The organism is Bacillus atrophaeus (assembly GCF_039519175.1).
Lineage (GTDB): Bacteria > Bacillota > Bacilli > Bacillales > Bacillaceae > Bacillus > Bacillus atrophaeus.
In genome coordinates this window covers 4145893-4163105 of record NZ_CP154443.1, presented here as the reverse complement: position 1 = coordinate 4163105, position 17213 = coordinate 4145893, and the positions used below count along the sequence as shown (strand labels likewise).

General features: G+C 44.0%; 21 protein-coding genes and 1 other annotated feature. Of the genes, 19 read left to right on the top strand and 2 right to left on the bottom strand.

Going from position 1 to position 17213, the window contains the following annotated elements:
* Positions 1–41 precede the first annotated feature (41 nt).
* The 19 genes from AAHT65_RS21050 to pheA all read left to right on the top strand — a co-directional run bounded on the left by AAHT65_RS21050 (position 42) and on the right by pheA (position 15420).
* Complete coding sequence (locus AAHT65_RS21050; RefSeq protein WP_343310771.1) at positions 42–1337, top strand: folylpolyglutamate synthase/dihydrofolate synthase family protein; 1296 nt, start codon at positions 42–44, stop codon at positions 1335–1337.
* Positions 1338–1490: 153 nt separating this feature from the next.
* Positions 1491–2237: a prepilin peptidase gene (locus AAHT65_RS21045; RefSeq protein ID WP_343310770.1), complete on the top strand. Its 747-nt coding sequence runs from the start codon at positions 1491–1493 to the stop codon at positions 2235–2237.
* Between the two features lie 133 nt (positions 2238–2370).
* A complete protein-coding gene (locus tag AAHT65_RS21040; RefSeq protein WP_343310769.1) occupies positions 2371–3387 on the top strand; it encodes an SPOR domain-containing protein in 1017 nt (338 codons plus the stop codon).
* 146 nt (positions 3388–3533) lie between these two features.
* On the top strand, positions 3534–4103 hold the full coding sequence (locus AAHT65_RS21035) for a Maf family protein (RefSeq protein WP_010789377.1): 570 nt from the start codon (positions 3534–3536) through the stop codon (positions 4101–4103).
* Between the two features lie 34 nt (positions 4104–4137).
* Positions 4138–4833: a RadC family protein gene (gene radC / locus AAHT65_RS21030; protein WP_003325238.1), complete on the top strand. Its 696-nt coding sequence runs from the start codon at positions 4138–4140 to the stop codon at positions 4831–4833.
* Positions 4834–4924: 91 nt separating this feature from the next.
* The gene (gene mreB / locus AAHT65_RS21025) at positions 4925–5938 is read left to right on the top strand and encodes a cell shape-determining protein MreB (protein WP_003325239.1); all 1014 of its coding nucleotides are present in this window, start codon (positions 4925–4927) and stop codon (positions 5936–5938) included.
* A gap of 30 nt (positions 5939–5968) precedes the next feature.
* Entirely contained in the window at positions 5969–6841 is an 873-nt protein-coding gene (mreC, locus tag AAHT65_RS21020; protein WP_003325240.1) for a rod shape-determining protein MreC, read from the top strand.
* Positions 6838–7356 (top strand): rod shape-determining protein MreD, encoded by a 519-nt coding sequence (mreD, locus tag AAHT65_RS21015; protein ID WP_010789374.1) that lies wholly within the window; start codon positions 6838–6840, stop codon positions 7354–7356. Before mreC ends, mreD begins: the two co-directional genes overlap by 4 nt.
* A 53-nt stretch (positions 7357–7409) precedes the next feature.
* Positions 7410–8090: a septum site-determining protein MinC gene (gene minC / locus AAHT65_RS21010; protein WP_003325242.1), complete on the top strand. Its 681-nt coding sequence runs from the start codon at positions 7410–7412 to the stop codon at positions 8088–8090.
* Positions 8091–8092: 2 nt separating this feature from the next.
* Positions 8093–8899 carry a septum site-determining protein MinD gene (gene minD / locus AAHT65_RS21005; RefSeq protein WP_003325243.1) on the top strand — a complete coding sequence of 269 codons (807 nt, stop codon included), beginning with the start codon at positions 8093–8095 and terminating at the stop codon, positions 8897–8899.
* Positions 8900–9067: 168 nt separating this feature from the next.
* Positions 9068–9862, top strand: coding sequence for a peptidoglycan DD-metalloendopeptidase family protein (locus AAHT65_RS21000; protein WP_343310768.1), 795 nt, complete (start codon positions 9068–9070; stop codon positions 9860–9862).
* A complete protein-coding gene (locus AAHT65_RS20995) occupies positions 9855–10721 on the top strand; it encodes a M50 family metallopeptidase (RefSeq protein WP_106046815.1) in 867 nt (288 codons plus the stop codon). Before AAHT65_RS21000 ends, AAHT65_RS20995 begins: the two co-directional genes overlap by 8 nt.
* Positions 10722–10784: 63 nt before the next feature.
* Positions 10785–10857, top strand: a sequence feature (ribosomal protein L21 leader region).
* A gap of 13 nt (positions 10858–10870) precedes the next feature.
* Positions 10871–11179: a 50S ribosomal protein L21 gene (gene rplU, locus AAHT65_RS20990; RefSeq protein ID WP_003325249.1), complete on the top strand. Its 309-nt coding sequence runs from the start codon at positions 10871–10873 to the stop codon at positions 11177–11179.
* A 12-nt stretch (positions 11180–11191) separates the two neighbouring features.
* Positions 11192–11533 (top strand): ribosomal-processing cysteine protease Prp, encoded by a 342-nt coding sequence (locus tag AAHT65_RS20985; RefSeq protein WP_003325250.1) that lies wholly within the window; start codon positions 11192–11194, stop codon positions 11531–11533.
* A 12-nt stretch (positions 11534–11545) separates the two neighbouring features.
* A complete protein-coding gene (gene rpmA / locus AAHT65_RS20980; RefSeq protein ID WP_003325251.1) occupies positions 11546–11830 on the top strand; it encodes a 50S ribosomal protein L27 in 285 nt (94 codons plus the stop codon).
* A gap of 317 nt (positions 11831–12147) precedes the next feature.
* Positions 12148–12726, top strand: coding sequence for a sporulation initiation phosphotransferase B (locus tag AAHT65_RS20975; RefSeq protein WP_010789368.1), 579 nt, complete (start codon positions 12148–12150; stop codon positions 12724–12726).
* Between the two features lie 34 nt (positions 12727–12760).
* Positions 12761–14047 carry a GTPase ObgE gene (gene obgE / locus AAHT65_RS20970; RefSeq protein WP_003325253.1) on the top strand — a complete coding sequence of 429 codons (1287 nt, stop codon included), beginning with the start codon at positions 12761–12763 and terminating at the stop codon, positions 14045–14047.
* 54 nt (positions 14048–14101) lie between these two features.
* The gene (gene thrR / locus AAHT65_RS20965; protein WP_003325254.1) at positions 14102–14545 is read left to right on the top strand and encodes a transcriptional regulator ThrR; all 444 of its coding nucleotides are present in this window, start codon (positions 14102–14104) and stop codon (positions 14543–14545) included.
* Between the two features lie 17 nt (positions 14546–14562).
* The gene (gene pheA / locus AAHT65_RS20960; protein ID WP_088117675.1) at positions 14563–15420 is read left to right on the top strand and encodes a prephenate dehydratase; all 858 of its coding nucleotides are present in this window, start codon (positions 14563–14565) and stop codon (positions 15418–15420) included.
* Between the two features lie 26 nt (positions 15421–15446).
* Here the strand turns inward: pheA and AAHT65_RS20955 are convergent, their stop codons facing one another.
* A complete protein-coding gene (locus AAHT65_RS20955; protein ID WP_010789366.1) occupies positions 15447–15986 on the bottom strand; it encodes a transcription repressor NadR in 540 nt (179 codons plus the stop codon).
* The gene (locus AAHT65_RS20950) at positions 15946–17133 is read right to left on the bottom strand and encodes an IscS subfamily cysteine desulfurase (protein ID WP_343310767.1); all 1188 of its coding nucleotides are present in this window, start codon (positions 17131–17133) and stop codon (positions 15946–15948) included. The genes AAHT65_RS20955 and AAHT65_RS20950 overlap by 41 nt, the downstream gene beginning before the upstream one ends.
* Positions 17134–17213 lie beyond the last annotated feature (80 nt).

Sequence of the window (17213 nt, the reverse complement as noted above, 5' to 3'; positions counted from 1 at the left end):
TTCTTCGGAAGCCGCCTTGTCCTATAAAAGAGGGGATTTAAGTGTTTACTACCTATGAGGAAGCGATCAGCTGGATTCACGGGCGCCTGAAATTCGGCGTGAAGCCCGGAATTGAGCGAATGAAACGGCTGATGAAGGGCCTGGAGCATCCTGAAAAAAAGATCCGCGCTCTGCATGTGGCGGGGACAAATGGAAAAGGGTCCACCGTGGCGTTTATCCGTTCATTTTTACAGGAAGCAGGTTATTCAGTCGGAACTTTTACATCACCGTTTATCATCACATTTAATGAACGGATCAGTGTGAACGGCGCACCGATTTCCGACGGGGAATGGACCATGCTTGTCAATGAAATAAAACCCCTTGTCGATGAGCTTGATCAAACAGAACTTGGGCCTCCGACAGAATTTGAAATCATTACGGCCTGTGCGTTCCTATATTTTGCAAAGCACAGCTCTGTTGATTTTGTTATTTTTGAAACCGGGCTGGGGGGAAGATACGACTCCACGAACATTGTCGAGCCGATTTTAACTGCCATTACGAGTATCGGGCATGACCATATGAATATTTTAGGAAACTCTATAGAAGAAATCGCCGGCGAAAAAGCGGGGATTATTAAAGCAGGAATTCCGATCATTACAGCCGTTGCGCAGCGGGAAGCCTTGCGGGTGATCCAAGACGAAGCCGCTGAAAAATCAGCCCCGTTTCAGTCTTTGCATGAGACTTGCACTCTTTTTGACGAAGAAGCATTGTCTTCAGGCGAACGCTTTTCATTGAAGACCGGCGAAAAGCTGTATGAAGAGATGCAGACATCCTTAATCGGGACACATCAAAGACAAAACGCCTCTTTAGCGATATTGGCTGCTGAGTGGCTTAACAGACAAAAACAGGCAGGCATCAGTGACGCAGCATTGCGGCAAGGATTAAAGAAAGCAGCATGGCCGGGAAGATTTGAGCTCGTGAAGGAAAATCCTCCTGTGTACCTGGACGGCGCACATAACAAAGAGGGAATCGATAAACTGATTGAGACGGTTAAACAGCGGTTTGGCGATAAAAAGGTAAACATCGTATTCAGTGCTTTAAAGGATAAGCCTTATTACGAAATGATCAAAGCTATGGAAGAGATTGCCCATTCTATCCATTTTGCGTCCTTTGATTTTCCGCGGGCATCCCTTGCCAAAGAGCTTTATGATGCAAGTGATATATGTAATAAAACCTGGGATGAGGATCCTGACCATGTGATCAATTGGATAGAAAGCAAAAAAGATCCAAATGAAATTGTCATTGTCACCGGTTCCTTGTATTTTATCTCTGACATTAGGAAAAGAATAATATCATAGCGGTTATTCTTATGAACCGGCAGAACAGACAGGCCATATGTCTATTTTGCCGGTTTTTTCATGGTGAAAATCTCATTTTGTACATGAAGGGTAAAGTGGCTTTCTGTGCTACAATCCACACCAGAACTTAAGACAGAAAAGGTGTGTTGTTTGATGGTTTTTGTCATGTTTATCCTCGGTCTCATCTTCGGGTCCTTTTTCTATGCGGCAGGCTGCCGTATCCCCTTACAAATCTCTATTATAAAACCGCGCTCCTTCTGTTCATTCTGCCGCCATCCGTTGTCTTATGCTGAATTAATCCCGGTTTTCTCTTTCTTTCTGCAAAAAGGCCGATGTAAATGCTGTTCACAAAAACTGTCGCTGATGTATCCGGCCGCAGAGCTTTGGACAGCGGGTTTGTTTACGGCAGCTTATCTGCGTTTCGGTTTATCCGGGGAACTTTTTGTCGCGCTGCTGCTCATATCATTGCTGAGCATTATCGTGGCATCAGATATTCACTATATGCTGATCCCTGACAGCGTGCTGATGTTTTTTCTTCCTTTTTTGATAGCAGGAAGAATGATTGTACCGCTTCCTGCTTGGTATGATAGTTTATCAGGAGCCGCAGCCGGTTTTTTCATGCTGGTCTTGATTGCCGTACTCAGTAAAGGAGGAATCGGGGGCGGCGATATTAAGTTATTTGCCGTTTTGGGTATCGCGCTTGGTGTTAAAATGCTGATCGCAGCCTTTGTCCTTGCTGTCTTTATAGGTATGCTGTACGGCGCATGCGGCACGCTGTCAGGAAAGCTCGATCGAAAACAGCCGATCCCCTTCGCCCCTGCGATAGCTGCCGGAAGCTTGGTAAGTTATTTGTACGGTGAAGAAATATTATCACTCTATGTCAAAATCGCCATATACTGACCCCGCTGAAAAATTTGACGAACGGTTTTTGGACAAGGCGACAAAAGTCTTGTTCTTTTTTTTTTCGCCTATGCTAAAGTGTGAAGCATGAAAAGTCCATAGAACGGTCAAAGAAAGCGAGGGGGAAGTGAAAATGAAAAAACGGAAAAGCAAAAAAAACGGAAAAGCTTCAGAAAAAGCCCTTAAGGTGACGATTAACGGAAAAGAAGAAACCGTGTTTGAAGATGATCATTCAGAAGAAAAGCAGGACAAATCCGTAACTTTTTCTAATTGGGAGGAAAGAAGAAAGGCAGAACAAGAGATCGCGGCTTCCCAAGAAGAGACATCAAAGATTGACGAAGATGAATTCAACTGGGATTCCCAAGAGGATGAAGTGTTTAAAGAAGACCCGAAAGTCGTTCCGCCGTATAAAAAGAAGAAAAAAACAGGGGCTCCCTTGCAATCTAAAAAGAAAACAGGACCGGGCAAGCCTGTGAAAAGACTGGTCACAACCGTCGCGTTTGCAGCGGTGTTAGGAACAGGGCTGGGTCTTTTTGCTTTAAATCTTTCTGGAAATAAAGAAGCGTCGGCACCCGCGTCGGCAAGCCAAGGTTCACAAGGACAAACAGCGAAAGCGGGAGATGCGGCGGCAGATAGTCAAACTGACAGCGGTGCAGGGCAAACGGGACAGGCGGACGGTACATACAAAACATATGCTGTGCAAGCGGGTAAATTCTCTTCTGAAAAAGGGGCCAAAACGTTAGCCAAGCAGCTGACCGAAAAAGGATACTCAGCCGTTTCTTTATCAAAAGATGACGGGTATACCTATGTGATAGCCGGTCTAGCAGCGGAAAAAGATATATCGCAAAAATTAGGACAATCGTTAATTGATAATGATTTTGAAGCATGGGGAGGAAAAGAACTGTCCTTGTCCATAGATCAGGATATGACGGATTCCTTCAAGGAAACATCAGAACTCTCAGCGAAGGCCATTATCGGCAGTGAAGTGCCAAAGTCGAGTGTAGAGAAAATAGAAAAATCGCTCAGCAAAACAGATGCGGGTAAAACAGAACAAAAAGAAGCGATCCTTCAGGCTTTAAAGGAATTAGAAGACCCAAGTGCGGAATCCGGCTGGAAAGCCCAGCAGATTTTGTTGGGATTAATCAAATAAATGAATGCCAGAGCTGCGTCCTTGTGACGGGCTTTTTTCATTTTGTCATGAAAAAGTTATTTTTCTGAAATTGTGGTTAACTCTATCATTTGGTAGTATAAACAAGTATCTTTTTTTCTTAAGCAAACCCTGAAAGGATGACTATCATGACAAAGCGGCTTATTCTGGCATCACAATCTCCGCGAAGAAAAGAACTCCTCAATCTTCTCCAGCTGCCCTACAGCATTATCGTCAGCCAAGTGGAGGAAAAATTAAACCGAAACCTTTCACCGGAAGAAAACGTCCAATGGTTGGCAAAACAAAAAGCTGAAGCTGTAGCTAAGGATTATCCGGATGCTGTCGTTATCGGTGCTGACACGATTGTCTGCCTGGACGGCGAGTGCCTCGGCAAACCTCAAGATAAAGAAGAAGCGGCGGATATGCTGCGGAGGCTTTCGGGCCGAAACCATGTTGTATTGACAGCCGTCAGTATCCAATCCCATGATCACAGCGAAACTTTCTATGAAACAACTGAAGTAACGTTCTGGCCGCTTAGCGAAAAGGACATATGGACTTATATTGAAACGAAAGAACCGATGGATAAAGCAGGTGCGTACGGTATTCAAGGAAAAGGCGCGCTTTTTGTAAAAAAAATAGACGGGGATTATTATTCAGTCGTAGGGCTTCCAATATCGAAAACGATGAGAGTCCTGAAAGATTTTGATATAGAGGCCTGATTATCAAAACGAGAAGGGGAAAACAAAGGGGGGCTTGATCATTCATGATCTGCCGTTAAAACTCAGAGATTTCCCTGAAAAAGAAAAACCAAGAGAACGGCTGCTCCAATACGGGGCTGAAAACTTAGCCAACAATGAATTGCTCGCCATTTTGTTAAGAACAGGTACGAAAAAAGAATCTGTGATGGATCTTTCAAATCGGCTTCTGCACTCATTTGAAGGTTTGCGTCTGCTAAAGGAAGCCTCTGTTGAAGAGCTTTCCGGCATCTCAGGAATCGGCTTAGTGAAGGCTGTTCAAATTTTGGCAGCCATGGAACTGGGCAGCCGCATCCATAAACTCGCCAATGAAGAAAAATATGTCGTCCGTTCCCCGGAAGACGGGGCAAACTTCGTGATGGAGGACATGCGTTTCTTAACCCAAGAGCATTTTGTCTGTTTATATTTAAATACAAAAAATGAAGTCATCCATAAACGCACTATATTTATCGGAAGTCTGAATTCATCTATTGTCCATCCCCGGGAGGTGTTTAAAGAAGCTTTCAAACGCTCAGCCGCTTCCTTCATCTGCATTCATAATCATCCTTCCGGCGATCCTACTCCGAGCAGGGAAGATATTGAAGTCACAAGACGGCTGTTTGAATGCGGAAATTTAATCGGCATTGAACTGCTTGACCATTTAGTCATCGGCGACAAAAAATTTGTGAGTTTAAAGGAAAAAGGATATTTGTAACACTTTTTTTTTCGTTAAATTAAGCTATAATAGAGTTTATGAGTTTTTCCCTTTAGGGTATTTTTGCTTTAAGAAAGGAAGATACATACATATGTTTGGAATTGGTACAAGAGACCTTGGTATAGATCTTGGAACAGCGAATACGCTTGTGTTTGTAAAAGGTAAAGGAATTGTTGTGAGAGAGCCGTCAGTTGTGGCGCTGCAGACGGATACGAAGTCAATCGTCGCCGTCGGGAATGATGCGAAAAACATGATCGGGAGAACGCCGGGAAATGTTGTGGCCCTTCGTCCGATGAAAGACGGCGTTATCGCTGACTATGAAACAACGGCAACAATGATGAAATATTACATCAATCAGGCCATTAAAAATAAAGGCATGTTTGCGAGAAAACCTTATGTCATGGTTTGTGTCCCTTCAGGCATTACAGCGGTCGAGGAACGCGCTGTCATTGATGCAACAAGACAAGCCGGAGCTCGAGACGCTTACCCGATTGAAGAGCCGTTTGCTGCTGCGATCGGTGCGAATCTCCCTGTTTGGGAACCGACAGGAAGCATGGTCGTTGATATCGGAGGCGGCACCACGGAAGTGGCGATTATCTCCCTCGGAGGCATCGTAACCTCACAATCCATCCGCGTCGCAGGGGATGAAATGGATGACGCGATTATCAGCTACATCAGAAAAACATACAACCTGATGATCGGAGACCGCACCGCTGAAGCGATTAAAATGGAAATCGGATCTGCTGAATCTGCCGAAGAATCAGACAAAATGGAAATTCGCGGCCGCGACTTGCTGACTGGCCTGCCGAAAACGATCGAAATTACAGGAAAAGAAATTTCTAATGCATTGCGGGATACCGTATCTACCATTGTTGAAGCGGTGAAAAGCACGCTTGAAAAAACACCGCCGGAGCTTGCTGCCGACATCATGGACAGAGGAATTGTATTAACCGGAGGCGGAGCCCTTCTCCGCAATCTTGACAAAATCATCAGCGAAGAAACAAAAATGCCGGTTCTGATCGCCGAAGACCCGCTTGATTGTGTTGCAATCGGCACAGGAAAAGCACTGGAGCATATCCATCTTTTTAAAGGGAAAACAAGATAATCGGGAGTTAAATAGAAGAGGTGTAACACGATGCCGAATAAACGGTTAATGCTATTACTTCTGTGTATTATCATATTGGTGGCTATGATTGGATTCTCGCTGAAGGACGGCCGAAAGACCACCTGGCCTGAAAAACTTATCGGTGATACGACGGGAGTATTTCAAAATATTTTTCACACGCCTGCCGAATTTTTCGCAGGAATATTTGAAGACATTGATGATCTGAAAAACACATATGAAGAAAATGAACGGCTGAGAAAGAAGCTTGACGGACAGACGCAATATGAAGCCAAACTTCAGGCGCTTAAGGATGAAAATAAATCCTTGCGTGACGAACTCGGCCATGTAAAATCAATTAAAGATTACGATCCGATTTTAGCAACAGTCATCGCGCGAAATCCGGATAAATGGTACACGCAGATTACGATTAATAAGGGCACTCAGCAAAAAGTGGCAAAAGATATGGCTGTCACTAATGAAAAAGGTGCTTTAGTCGGTAAAATTAAAAGCTCGGGGCTGAATAACTTTACGTCTGCGGTGCAGCTTTTAAGCGATACTGACCGAAATAATCGGGTTGCGACAAAAATTTCAGGGAAAAAAGGCAGCAAAGGCTACGGTTTAATCGAAGGCTATGATACGAAGAAAAAAACGCTCACGATGAAAATCCTTGATCCTGACGAAAAACGAGAAGTGAAAAAAGGCGACCTTGTGGAAACATCAGGCACAGGGGGAGTATTCCCTGAAGGGCTGACAGTCGGAGAAGTGACTGAGGTAGAGCCTGATGCCTATGGTTTAACAAAAATTGCCCACGTGAAACCTGCTGCAGATATATATGACCTAAACAATGTCATCGTCGTAAAACGTGATGTGCCGGCTGTTGATTCAGAGGAGGAAGGATCGTGAAACGTTTCCTTCTCCCTTTGATTATGCTGGTGGTTTTTTCTGCAGAAAGCATCTATACCGATCTGGTGAAACTTCCTTTTGTCACGGATGATCAACTGGCCGTTCCGCATTTTCTTATGATCGTGCTGATCTTTATGTCTGCATATATAAACAAAAAGCATGCAGTCGTCTATGGTTTCATTTTCGGCCTCCTATATGATATAAATTATACAGGGCTGCTTGGGGTTTATATGTTTGGATTTGCGGGCCTATGCTACTTAGCTGCGAAAGCCTTTAAAGTGCTGCAAACAAATGCATTTGTTGTGATGCTGGTGGCAGTGGTGGCAGTTTGTGTGCTTGAATTTTATGTGTATGGCATCCAGTCGTTAATAAATAAAGACATTATGTCATTTAATGACTTTGTCATTCAGCGGTTTTTACCGACAGCTATACTGAATATTGCAGGTGCGATCGTTCTTATTGTACCTTTTAGATTATTTTATATGAGTCTAAAGAAAGAATTGCGAGACGAGTAAAAAAGGATTTTAGCTTTTTTTGACGAAATGAGTATGTTGTTGAGGTGAACATTGTGAAGACCAGAAAGCAGCAATATGTAACAATAAAAGGAACAAAGAATGGTTTGACATTGCATCTGGATGATTCGTGTTCTTTTGATGAGCTTCTGGACGGTCTTCAGAATATGCTGTCAATCGAACAATATACCGATGGTAAAGGCCAGAAAATCAGTGTTCATATTAAACTCGGAAATCGTTATTTGCATCAGGAGCAAGAAGAACAGCTGATTGAATTAATAGCGTCAAAGAAAGATTTATTTGTTCATTCTATTGTCAGTGAAGTCATCACTAAAAAAGAAGCACGGCGTATGAAAGAAGAATCGGAGATTATTTCCGTTTCTAGAATTGTCCGTTCTGGCCAAGTGCTTCACGTGACGGGTGATTTGCTGCTGATCGGAGATGTGAATCCGGGCGGAACGGTTCAGGCCGGTGGAAATATCTTTGTTCTTGGATCTTTAAAAGGAATAGCCCACGCCGGATATAACGGGAACAAACAGGCTGTGATCGCCGCTTCTGAAATGCTGCCGACACAATTGAGAATCAGTCACGTATTAAATCGCTCCCCAGACCACATTCAACAAGGGAACGACATGGAATGTGCTTATTTAGATACAGACGGAAATATGGTCATTGAACGCCTTCAACATTTGGCTCATTTAAGACCTGATCTAACAAGGCTTGAGGGAGGAATGTGAAATTGGGTGAGGCTATCGTAATAACTTCGGGAAAAGGCGGAGTAGGTAAAACAACAACATCTGCAAACCTCGGTACCGCCTTAGCCATTTTAGGGAAGCGCGTATGTTTGGTAGATACAGATATAGGGCTGCGCAACCTTGATGTCGTAATGGGTCTTGAAAATAGAATCATATACGACTTAGTAGACGTTGTAGAGGGCAGATGCAAAATGCATCAGGCGCTTGTGAAAGACAAGCGTTTTGATGACCTGCTTTATTTAATGCCGGCAGCGCAAACGAGCGACAAGACAGCTGTTGTTCCTGACCAAATAAAGACGCTGATTCAGCAGCTCAAGCAAGAATTTGACTACGTGATTATCGACTGTCCTGCGGGTATCGAGCAGGGATATAAAAACGCGGTCTCCGGAGCTGACAAAGCAATCGTCGTAACGACACCTGAAATTTCAGCGGTCAGAGATGCTGATCGTATTATAGGTTTGCTGGAGCAAGAGGAAAATATCGAGCCGCCTCGTCTCATTGTGAATAGAATCAGGAATCACCTGATGAAAAACGGAGACACCATGGATGTCGATGAAGTCGTTCATCACTTGTCGATTGATTTGATTGGAATCGTTGCCGATGATGATGAAGTCATTAAAGCCTCGAATATAGGCGAGCCGATTGCGATGGATTCAAAAAATCGCGCTTCTATCGCATACCGCAACATTGCCCGCCGTATTTTAGGAGAATCTGTTCCTTTACAGGTGCTTGAAGAGCAAAACAAAGGAATGATGGCTAAGATTAAATCCTTTTTCGGAGTGCGGTCTTAATTTTATTTTTTCATAGAACGGCAGAAAAAGATCTGACATGAAAGCGATGGCTTTGTCAGATCTTTTTTGTGTTTTGAGTTAACGTTTTTCATCCTTGGGTTTAAACGAATATTTGCTGTGGACAAGACATATTATGTACAAACCCAACGAATGCAAAGGATGATGGCTATGACTCACAGAGCAGATGAGATTAGAAAAAGATTGGCGAAAAAAAGAAAACAGCAGGCTGGATCAAAGCGTTCCTCTATTCAGACGGTTTCCGAAAAAAAGAAGCCTCCGTCTTGGGTAATAATGCCGGAGCATGAAAAACATGGGGCACTACCGGCGTACGAGGATGAAATCCCGCCATTCAACGGAAAACACCCTTTGTTCAAAACTGATTCAATCATATTAAAATGCCTGCTGTCGGCTTGTCTTGTCCTTGTATCTGCTATAGCCTATAAAGCAAACTTTGAACCGTTACACCAGATCAAGCCGGCTATTGCCCAAACCTTTGGGAAAGAATTTCAATTTGCATCAGCAAGCAATTGGTTTGAAGCAAAATTCGGAGACCCTCTGGCTTTTCTCACTCCTGAAACGAAGAAAAAAGATAGCCAGGTAGAAGTGGGCCAAGACCTTGCTGTACCGGCTTCAGGGAAAATTCAGCAAGATTTTCAGGATAATGGCGAGGGGATAACAGTTGAAACAAGCAGTGATACGATAGACAGTATGAAAGAAGGCTACATCATCGAAGTGAATAAAGACAGTGAGACAGGTTTGACCGTTAAGGTGCAGCACGCCGACAATACATACAGCATATACGGACAGCTAAAAGATGTTGATGTAGCTTTGTATGATTTTGTCGATAAAGGCAGCAAGCTCGGCACGATTAAGCTGGATGAGAAAAATAAAGGGCTCTATTATTTTGCCATCAAAGAAGGAGACACATTTGTCGACCCGATTCAGGTGATTACATTTGAATAAATGGCTGGACCTTATCATGAGAATTCATGTTCACCCTTTTCTTTGGATCATCATAGGGATTGGGCTGGTGACGGGACGCATCAAAGAAATATTGTGTCTGCTTGTCATAGTATTAATCCATGAGCTGGGGCACGCTGCTTTGGCGGTTTTTTATTCGTGGCGGATCAAACGTGTTTTTTTGCTGCCGTTTGGAGGAGCCGTGGAGGTTGAAGAGCATGGAAACAGGCCGCTGAAAGAAGAATTTGCGGTGATCATCGCCGGTCCCTTACAGCACATATGGCTCCAGCTCGCCGTTTGGATACTTGCGAGCTTCGAGATCATAGAGCCGCACACGTTTGAGATGTTTACATTCTATAACCTGACGATTCTTTTCGTGAATCTGCTGCCGATTTGGCCGCTTGATGGCGGGAAAATCGTATTTCTTTTGTTGTCTAAGCGATTTGCCTTTCAAAAAGCGCATTGGCTCTGTTTAAGAACTTCGCTGTGCTGCGGTTTGCTTCTTGGCTGCTGGATTTTATTTGCGGTCCCCATGCAAATCAGCGCATGGGTGCTGTTTGTTTTTCTCGCGGCTTCATTATTTGATGAACATCGGCAGCGGCATTATACACACGTAAGGTTTCTGTTAGAAAGATATTACGGAAAAAAGCGTGATGTCGAAAAATTGATTCCGCTTACGGTAAAGGCTGAGGACAAAGTGTATCATGTGATGGCTAAATTTAAACGCGGCTGCAAACATCCGATTATTATTGAAAAAGCCGGCGAGAAGGTCAGTGAGCTGGATGAAAACGAAGTGCTTCACGCTTATTTTGCGGATAAACGGACAAATTCCTCAATGGAAGATCTTTTGCTTCCGTATTAGTGAGGAAATAGATTGACATAAGCCCTCTATTTTGATATATTTTTTAATGTTATGGATGTAGCACCATTGCTACAACCGCTCAGCGCAGGTGATAAGTGCTTATGCCCCCTGCTGTCTGGCGAGTCTTAGTCTAATAGGAGGTGCAGAGAATGTACGCAATCATTAAAACAGGCGGAAAACAAATCAAAGTTGAAGAAGGTCAATCTGTTTATATCGAAAAACTTGCTGCTGAAGCAGGCGATACAGTGACTTTTGAAGACGTTTTGTTTGTTGGCGGAGACAATGTGAAAGTCGGCAACCCTACAGTTGAAGGCGCAACAGTTACAGCTAAAGTTGAAAAACAAGGCCGTGCTAAAAAGATCACTGTTTTCAGATACAAAGCAAAGAAAAATGTGCATAAAAAACAAGGTCATCGTCAGCCTTATTCTAAAGTTACGATCGAAAAAATCAACGCGTAAGGCGTGTGTGATATGATTCAGGCAACAATCAGAAGGTCCGGCTCAGAAAAAGGCATATTGTCCTTTGAAATGACGGGCCACGCGAATTTTGCTGAACATGGACAAGATCTCGTATGTGCAGGAGTCACTGCTGTCGTATTTGGAGCGGTCAACGCGGTTATTGCGCTCACCGGCATAGAGCCGGTTCTTGATATAGGGGACGACGGAGGATATTTCTACTTTGAATTCCCTGAAGCCCCTGATCAGGAGGCCCTTCAAAAAGCTCAGCTGCTGATTGAAGGCATGATTGTTTCACTTGAGACAATTGAACGGGATTATAATGGTTACTTGCGGGTAACCACAAACAAAATATAGGAGGTGAGCTACATGCTTAGATTAGATCTTCAGTTTTTCGCTTCTAAAAAAGGGGTAGGTTCTACAAAGAACGGACGTGACTCTGAGTCTAAACGTTTAGGTGCTAAACGTGCAGACGGTCAATTCGTATCTGGTGGTTCTATCCTTTACCGTCAACGCGGAACAAAGATTTACCCAGGTGAAAACGTGGGCCGCGGAGGAGATGACACTCTTTTCGCTAAAATCGACGGAACTGTTAAATTCGAACGTTTCGGACGTGACCGCAAAAAAGTGAGCGTATATCCTGCAGCTCAATAATGACACAAAAACTCCGGTCGATGGACTGGAGTTTTTTTTGCAATACGCGGAGTAACATCAAGAATGATGAGCAGAGTATGTGCGAAGTGAACCCCGGCTTGAGCGAGAATTTGGTTTCTCATACCCACTGGAATGTTCCCCAAGCAGTAATACACAAAATGTTTCTGCCTGGCTGCAAAAGAAGCATGCTCAGAAAAAAGGAACATGATTTTCTAGGAAAAACAAGTGTTTTTCTAACATTGCCTTCTCTGTTATAATTCATAGTACACACTTATACAGACTCCTAAATAGAAATTCAAATGATTGGGAGTGCGAAAATGAAGGATGTATCAAGAAAACAAGAAGAAAATCTCAGCGAAACAGCTTTAACAAACGAGCTTATCCATCTGCTCAGCCATTCAAGGCATGATTGGATGAATAAGCTGCAGCTCATTAAAGGAAACTTAAGCTTGCAGAAATATGACCGTGTTTTTGAAATCATTGATGAAATGGTCATTGATGCAAAGCATGAATCAAAGCTCTCAAACCTGAAAACACCGCATTTAGCATTTGATTTTCTCACGTTTAATTGGAAAGCCCAATATATGACGCTTGAATATGAAGTGCTCGGAGATATTAAGGATATGTCTGCCTATGATGTGAAATTGGCAAAACTGATGAGGAAGCTTTTTCATATATTTGATCAGGCGGTTAGTAAAGAAAGTGAAAATCATCTGACCGTATCGCTGCAAACAGACCATCCTGACAAACAGCTTATCCTGTACCTTGACTTTCATGGAGCTTTTGACAATGCAAGCGCATTTGACGAGTTTCGGAAGGCCGGGTACGAGGATTTTGACGTCATGCGTTTTGAGATGACCAGTCACGAGTGTCTGGTTGAAATTGGGATGAATTAGCGGTGTTTTTTTACGGTTTAGAACGGAGGACATTATGTTTGTAGATCAGGTGAAAGTGTATGTAAAGGGCGGCGACGGCGGCAACGGTATGGTTGCGTTTCGCCGTGAAAAATATGTTCCGAAAGGCGGACCTGCCGGCGGTGACGGAGGAAAAGGCGGCGACGTCGTTTTTCAGGTGGATGAAGGTCTCCGGACGTTAATGGATTTCAGATATCAAAGGCACTTTAAAGCGATTCGCGGAGAGCATGGCATGTCTAAAAATCAGCATGGCCGCAACGCTGATGATATGGTGATTAAAGTTCCGCCGGGCACTGTCGTTACAGATGATGATACAAAGCAGGTCATTGCTGATTTGACAGAGCACGGACAAATAGCGGTGATCGCAAGAGGCGGAAGAGGCGGAAGAGGAAATACACGTTTCGCGACGCCGGCCAATCCCGCTCCGCAGCTTTCAGAGCAAGGCGAGCCAGGGAAAGAGCGGTATATCGTGCTTGAATTAAAAGTGCTCGCAGATGTCGGGCTTGTTGGCTTCCCGAGTGTTGGAAAATCGACGTTGCTGTCCGTTGTATCTTCAGCAAAGCCGAAAATCGCGGATTATCATTTTACAACGCTAGTGCCGAATCTAGGCATGGTTGAAACTGATGATGGCCGCAGTTTTGTTATGGCAGATTTGCCGGGATTAATCGAAGGAGCCCATGAAGGTGTCGGACTTGGACACCAATTTTTGCGCCATATTGAGCGGACTCGCGTAATTGTGCATGTCATTGATATGTCAGGCTTGGAAGGCCGGGACCCTTACGAGGATTATCTGACCATTAATCAGGAGCTGAGCCAGTATAACCTTCGGCTGACAGAGCGTCCGCAAATTATTGTTGCCAATAAAATGGACGTGCCTGAGGCGGAAGAACATCTGGCGGCTTTTAAAGAAAAGCTGACAGATGACTATCCCGTTTTTCCAATCAGTGCGGTGACAAGAAGCGGTCTTCGTGATCTTCTGTTTGAAATCGCCAACCAATTGGAAACAACTCCTGAATTCCCTCTTTACAATGAGGAAGAGCTGGCGGAAAATCGCGTTATGTACACAATGGAAGATGAGGAATCGCCATTTGAAATTACCCGAGACCCTGACGGTGTATTTGTGCTTTCAGGAGACAGTCTTGAGCGGTTATTCAAAATGACAGACTTCTCCAGAGACGAATCAGTCAAACGTTTCGCCAGACAGATGCGCGGAATGGGTGTAGATGAAGCACTGAGAGAACGCGGGGCAAAAGACGGAGATATTATCAGGCTCCTCGAATTTGAGTTTGAATTTATTGATTAATACACGTAGAGAGCCTGCAAGCCGGGCTCTCTTATGTAAAAAGGAGGGATGCAAGTGAAAGAGGAGACGTTTTATCTTGTCCGTGAAGACGTTTTGCCTGAAGCTATGAGAAAAACCCTCGAAGTCAAGAAACTAATTGACAGAAAAAAGGCAGAATCTGTTGCGGACGCCGTTCAAAAGGTAGATTTAAGCAGAAGCGCGTTCTATAAATACAGAGATGCGGTTTTTCCTTTTTACACAATGGTGAAAGAACAAATTATCACGCTTTTTTTTCATTTAGAGGACAGGTCAGGCGCGTTATCACAGCTGCTTCAAGCTGTAGCTGACTCCGGAAGCAACGTTCTTTCCATTCACCAAACCATCCCGCTTCAGGGAAGAGCAAATGTAACGCTGTCAATCAGTACATCGGCAATGGAAGAGGACATTCATACCTTAATGAATAAACTGAGAAAGTTTGATTTTGTAGAAAAAGTCGAAATCTTAGGTTCAGGTGCGTAAGGGGAGAGAGTTTACATATGAAAGTCGGTTACTTAGGTCCAGAAGCTACATTTACACATTTAGCAGTCAGTTCTTGTTTTCAAAACGACGTCACTCATGTTGCGTACCACACGATCCCGGAATGCATGGATGCGGCAGTGGCGGGAGAAATTGATTTCGCCTTTGTGCCTTTAGAAAATGCATTGGAGGGTTCTGTTAACTTAACGATAGACTACTTAATACATGAGCAGCCATTACCCATTGTGGGTGAAATGACGCTGCCGATTCATCAGCATTTGCTCGTTCATCCCTCCAGAGAGAACAAATGGGAGAGCCTGGAGCAAATATACTCGCATTCTCATGCCATTGCACAATGCCACAAGTTTCTCCACAAGCATTTTAAAACAGTGCCATATGAATATGCCAAATCGACCGGAGCGGCGGCAAAGTATGTCAGTGAAAATCCGCAGCTTAATATCGGTGTCATTGCCAATGAAATGGCGGCTGCTACATACGGATTAAAAATCGTAAAGCATGATATTCAGGATTACAGAGATAATCATACCAGATTTGTTATCTTGTCTCCTGATGAGAACGCGGGGTATGAAGTCAACCCGCATTTAGTCTCCAGACCAAAAACGACGCTTATGGTCACGCTGCCTCAGGATGACCAATCAGGAGCGCTTCACAGAGTGTTATCGGCTTTTTCATGGAGAAATTTAAACCTTTCAAAAATAGAATCCCGTCCGACAAAGACAGGATTAGGCCATTATTTCTTTATTATTGATATCGAAATGGCGCTTGATGCTGTATTGATTCCGGGAGCCATTCAAGAGCTTGAAACGCTGGGATGCAGTGTGAAGCTTCTTGGAAACTATCAGTCATACAAGCTGTAGAAAAAAAGCCCTCAGAAGGGCTTTTTTTAGTCTGTGATTAAAATGCCGGCTGCTTCCAGTGCCTGGCAAGCCTGTTGAATCCGGTGCTCATCAGAAGCCGTTAAAGTGTGAAGGTGAACGCCATTGGTCAGCTGCGATAAGTACGAGGCATTCGTTGAATTGATTTTTTTCATGAAATGCTGTACTTCTTTCCGGGTGCCGACCCGTAAGGAAGCGGTTAAATCTCCGTACACAGGGTGTTCAATGATCACATCTTTCACCGTTACGCCCTCATCTACAATAAGCTGCAGCTCTTCTTCAGTCCGTTCCGGGCCATGCAGGCATGCTACGATTTTTTCCGCCGCCTGCTGCTGTCCGGTTGAATCTATATATACATATCCTTGGCTGGTAGCAATGATCGGTTCATTTTTAGCTTTTAAAAGTGAAATATCCTGCACAATCACCTGTCTTGAAACATTCGCTTGTTTCGCCAGTTGCCCTCCCGTAAGCGGTGATGTGGATTCTTTTAGCCAAAGAAGAAGCTTGTCACGCCTGCTGGCGCCCGTAAGCTTTACTCTTTCTGTCAAAATCATGATCTCCTTTCTTTTGCTTCTGCAGCAATGTAAACGTATGTAATAATAAGTCCAGCTGTTCGGTTGTTGTCGTGTTCCCGAAAGAAATGCGAATAAATTGGAGCGCTTCCTGTTCCGTCTTTTTCAAAGCTTTCATTGTTTGAGAAGGTCCATGGTATCCCGCAGAACAAGCGCTTCCGGTTGAAATGCAAATATTATTACGATTACATTCTAACATAACATATTGTCCTTCAAAGGAGTGAAAAAAACACCCGACAATATGGGGGAGGCAATAGGCTTTTGAGTCTTCCAATGCAAGCGTCACGGGAAGGGAGCGTATCCTGATCTGTTTCAGGAAATAACGCCGTAAGTTTTGATAATGCGTAATGTTTTGAGACAAGTGGTTCACTGTGTGCTCCGCTGCCTCAGCAAAAGCTCCTATCCCAGGCACATTCACTGTCCCGGCCCTGAATCCGTCTTCATGCAGAGTATACGGATACACAGGCTTCCAATTGATACCCGGCCGAATATAAACGGCGCCGACTCCTTTTGGGCCGTAAACTTTATGGCTTGAAACAGAAAGAGCGTCAATCCCTGAATCATCTGCATCAATCGGAATTTTCCCAAAGGTTTGGACAGCATCGCAATGAAGCAGGATATCTTTTTCATGGAGGAGTGCTGAAATGCTCCGAATATCCTGGACAACCCCTGTTTCTGAATTGGCATGCTGAATCGATACCAATCCCGTCTCGGGGCGGAGGTGCGATTCTAATATTTCCCTGGTAATATGTCCATATTCGTCAGGCTCAATGGTTGTAATATCAAAGCCCTGATTAGCGAGAAAGGCGGCTGTGTTATGAATAGATTGATGTTCCATAGCAGTAGTAATAAAGTGTCTTTTTTGTTCAGGCAGCCCGTTTAATAAAGACTGTATGGCCAGCATATTAGCTTCCGTCCCGCCGCTAGTAAAATAAATCCCTTCAGCCGATCCCCCGATCAGCTCCGCTATTTTTCTCCGGCTGTAATCTACTATAAGTTTCGCTTCTCCGCCCGCATCGTGAAGACTGCTCGCATTCCCGTAAATATCGGTGCTCAGCTGGTTGAACACCAGAAGGGCCTCACTGCATATCGGTGTTGACGCTGCAAAATCCAAATAGATCATGATGTCAGTCTCCTATCCGTTCAAAATAAAAAACTCTTGAGTTTATTTTATCTCTGTGTAAATATAGGTGTCAAGACAGG

Coding starts and splice junctions, on each gene's coding strand:
- AAHT65_RS21045 (WP_343310770.1), top strand. CDS start 1,491: ATGGTTTTTGTCATGTTTATCCTCGGTCTCATCTTCGGGTCCTTTTTC.
- AAHT65_RS21040 (WP_343310769.1), top strand. CDS start 2,371: ATGAAAAAACGGAAAAGCAAAAAAAACGGAAAAGCTTCAGAAAAAGCC.
- AAHT65_RS21035 (WP_010789377.1), top strand. CDS start 3,534: ATGACAAAGCGGCTTATTCTGGCATCACAATCTCCGCGAAGAAAAGAA.
- mreB (WP_003325239.1), top strand. CDS start 4,925: ATGTTTGGAATTGGTACAAGAGACCTTGGTATAGATCTTGGAACAGCG.
- mreC (WP_003325240.1), top strand. CDS start 5,969: ATGCCGAATAAACGGTTAATGCTATTACTTCTGTGTATTATCATATTG.
- AAHT65_RS21000 (WP_343310768.1), top strand. CDS start 9,068: ATGACTCACAGAGCAGATGAGATTAGAAAAAGATTGGCGAAAAAAAGA.
- rplU (WP_003325249.1), top strand. CDS start 10,871: ATGTACGCAATCATTAAAACAGGCGGAAAACAAATCAAAGTTGAAGAA.
- AAHT65_RS20985 (WP_003325250.1), top strand. CDS start 11,192: ATGATTCAGGCAACAATCAGAAGGTCCGGCTCAGAAAAAGGCATATTG.
- rpmA (WP_003325251.1), top strand. CDS start 11,546: ATGCTTAGATTAGATCTTCAGTTTTTCGCTTCTAAAAAAGGGGTAGGT.
- AAHT65_RS20975 (WP_010789368.1), top strand. CDS start 12,148: ATGAAGGATGTATCAAGAAAACAAGAAGAAAATCTCAGCGAAACAGCT.
- obgE (WP_003325253.1), top strand. CDS start 12,761: ATGTTTGTAGATCAGGTGAAAGTGTATGTAAAGGGCGGCGACGGCGGC.
- pheA (WP_088117675.1), top strand. CDS start 14,563: ATGAAAGTCGGTTACTTAGGTCCAGAAGCTACATTTACACATTTAGCA.
- AAHT65_RS20950 (WP_343310767.1), bottom strand. CDS start 17,133: ATGATCTATTTGGATTTTGCAGCGTCAACACCGATATGCAGTGAGGCC.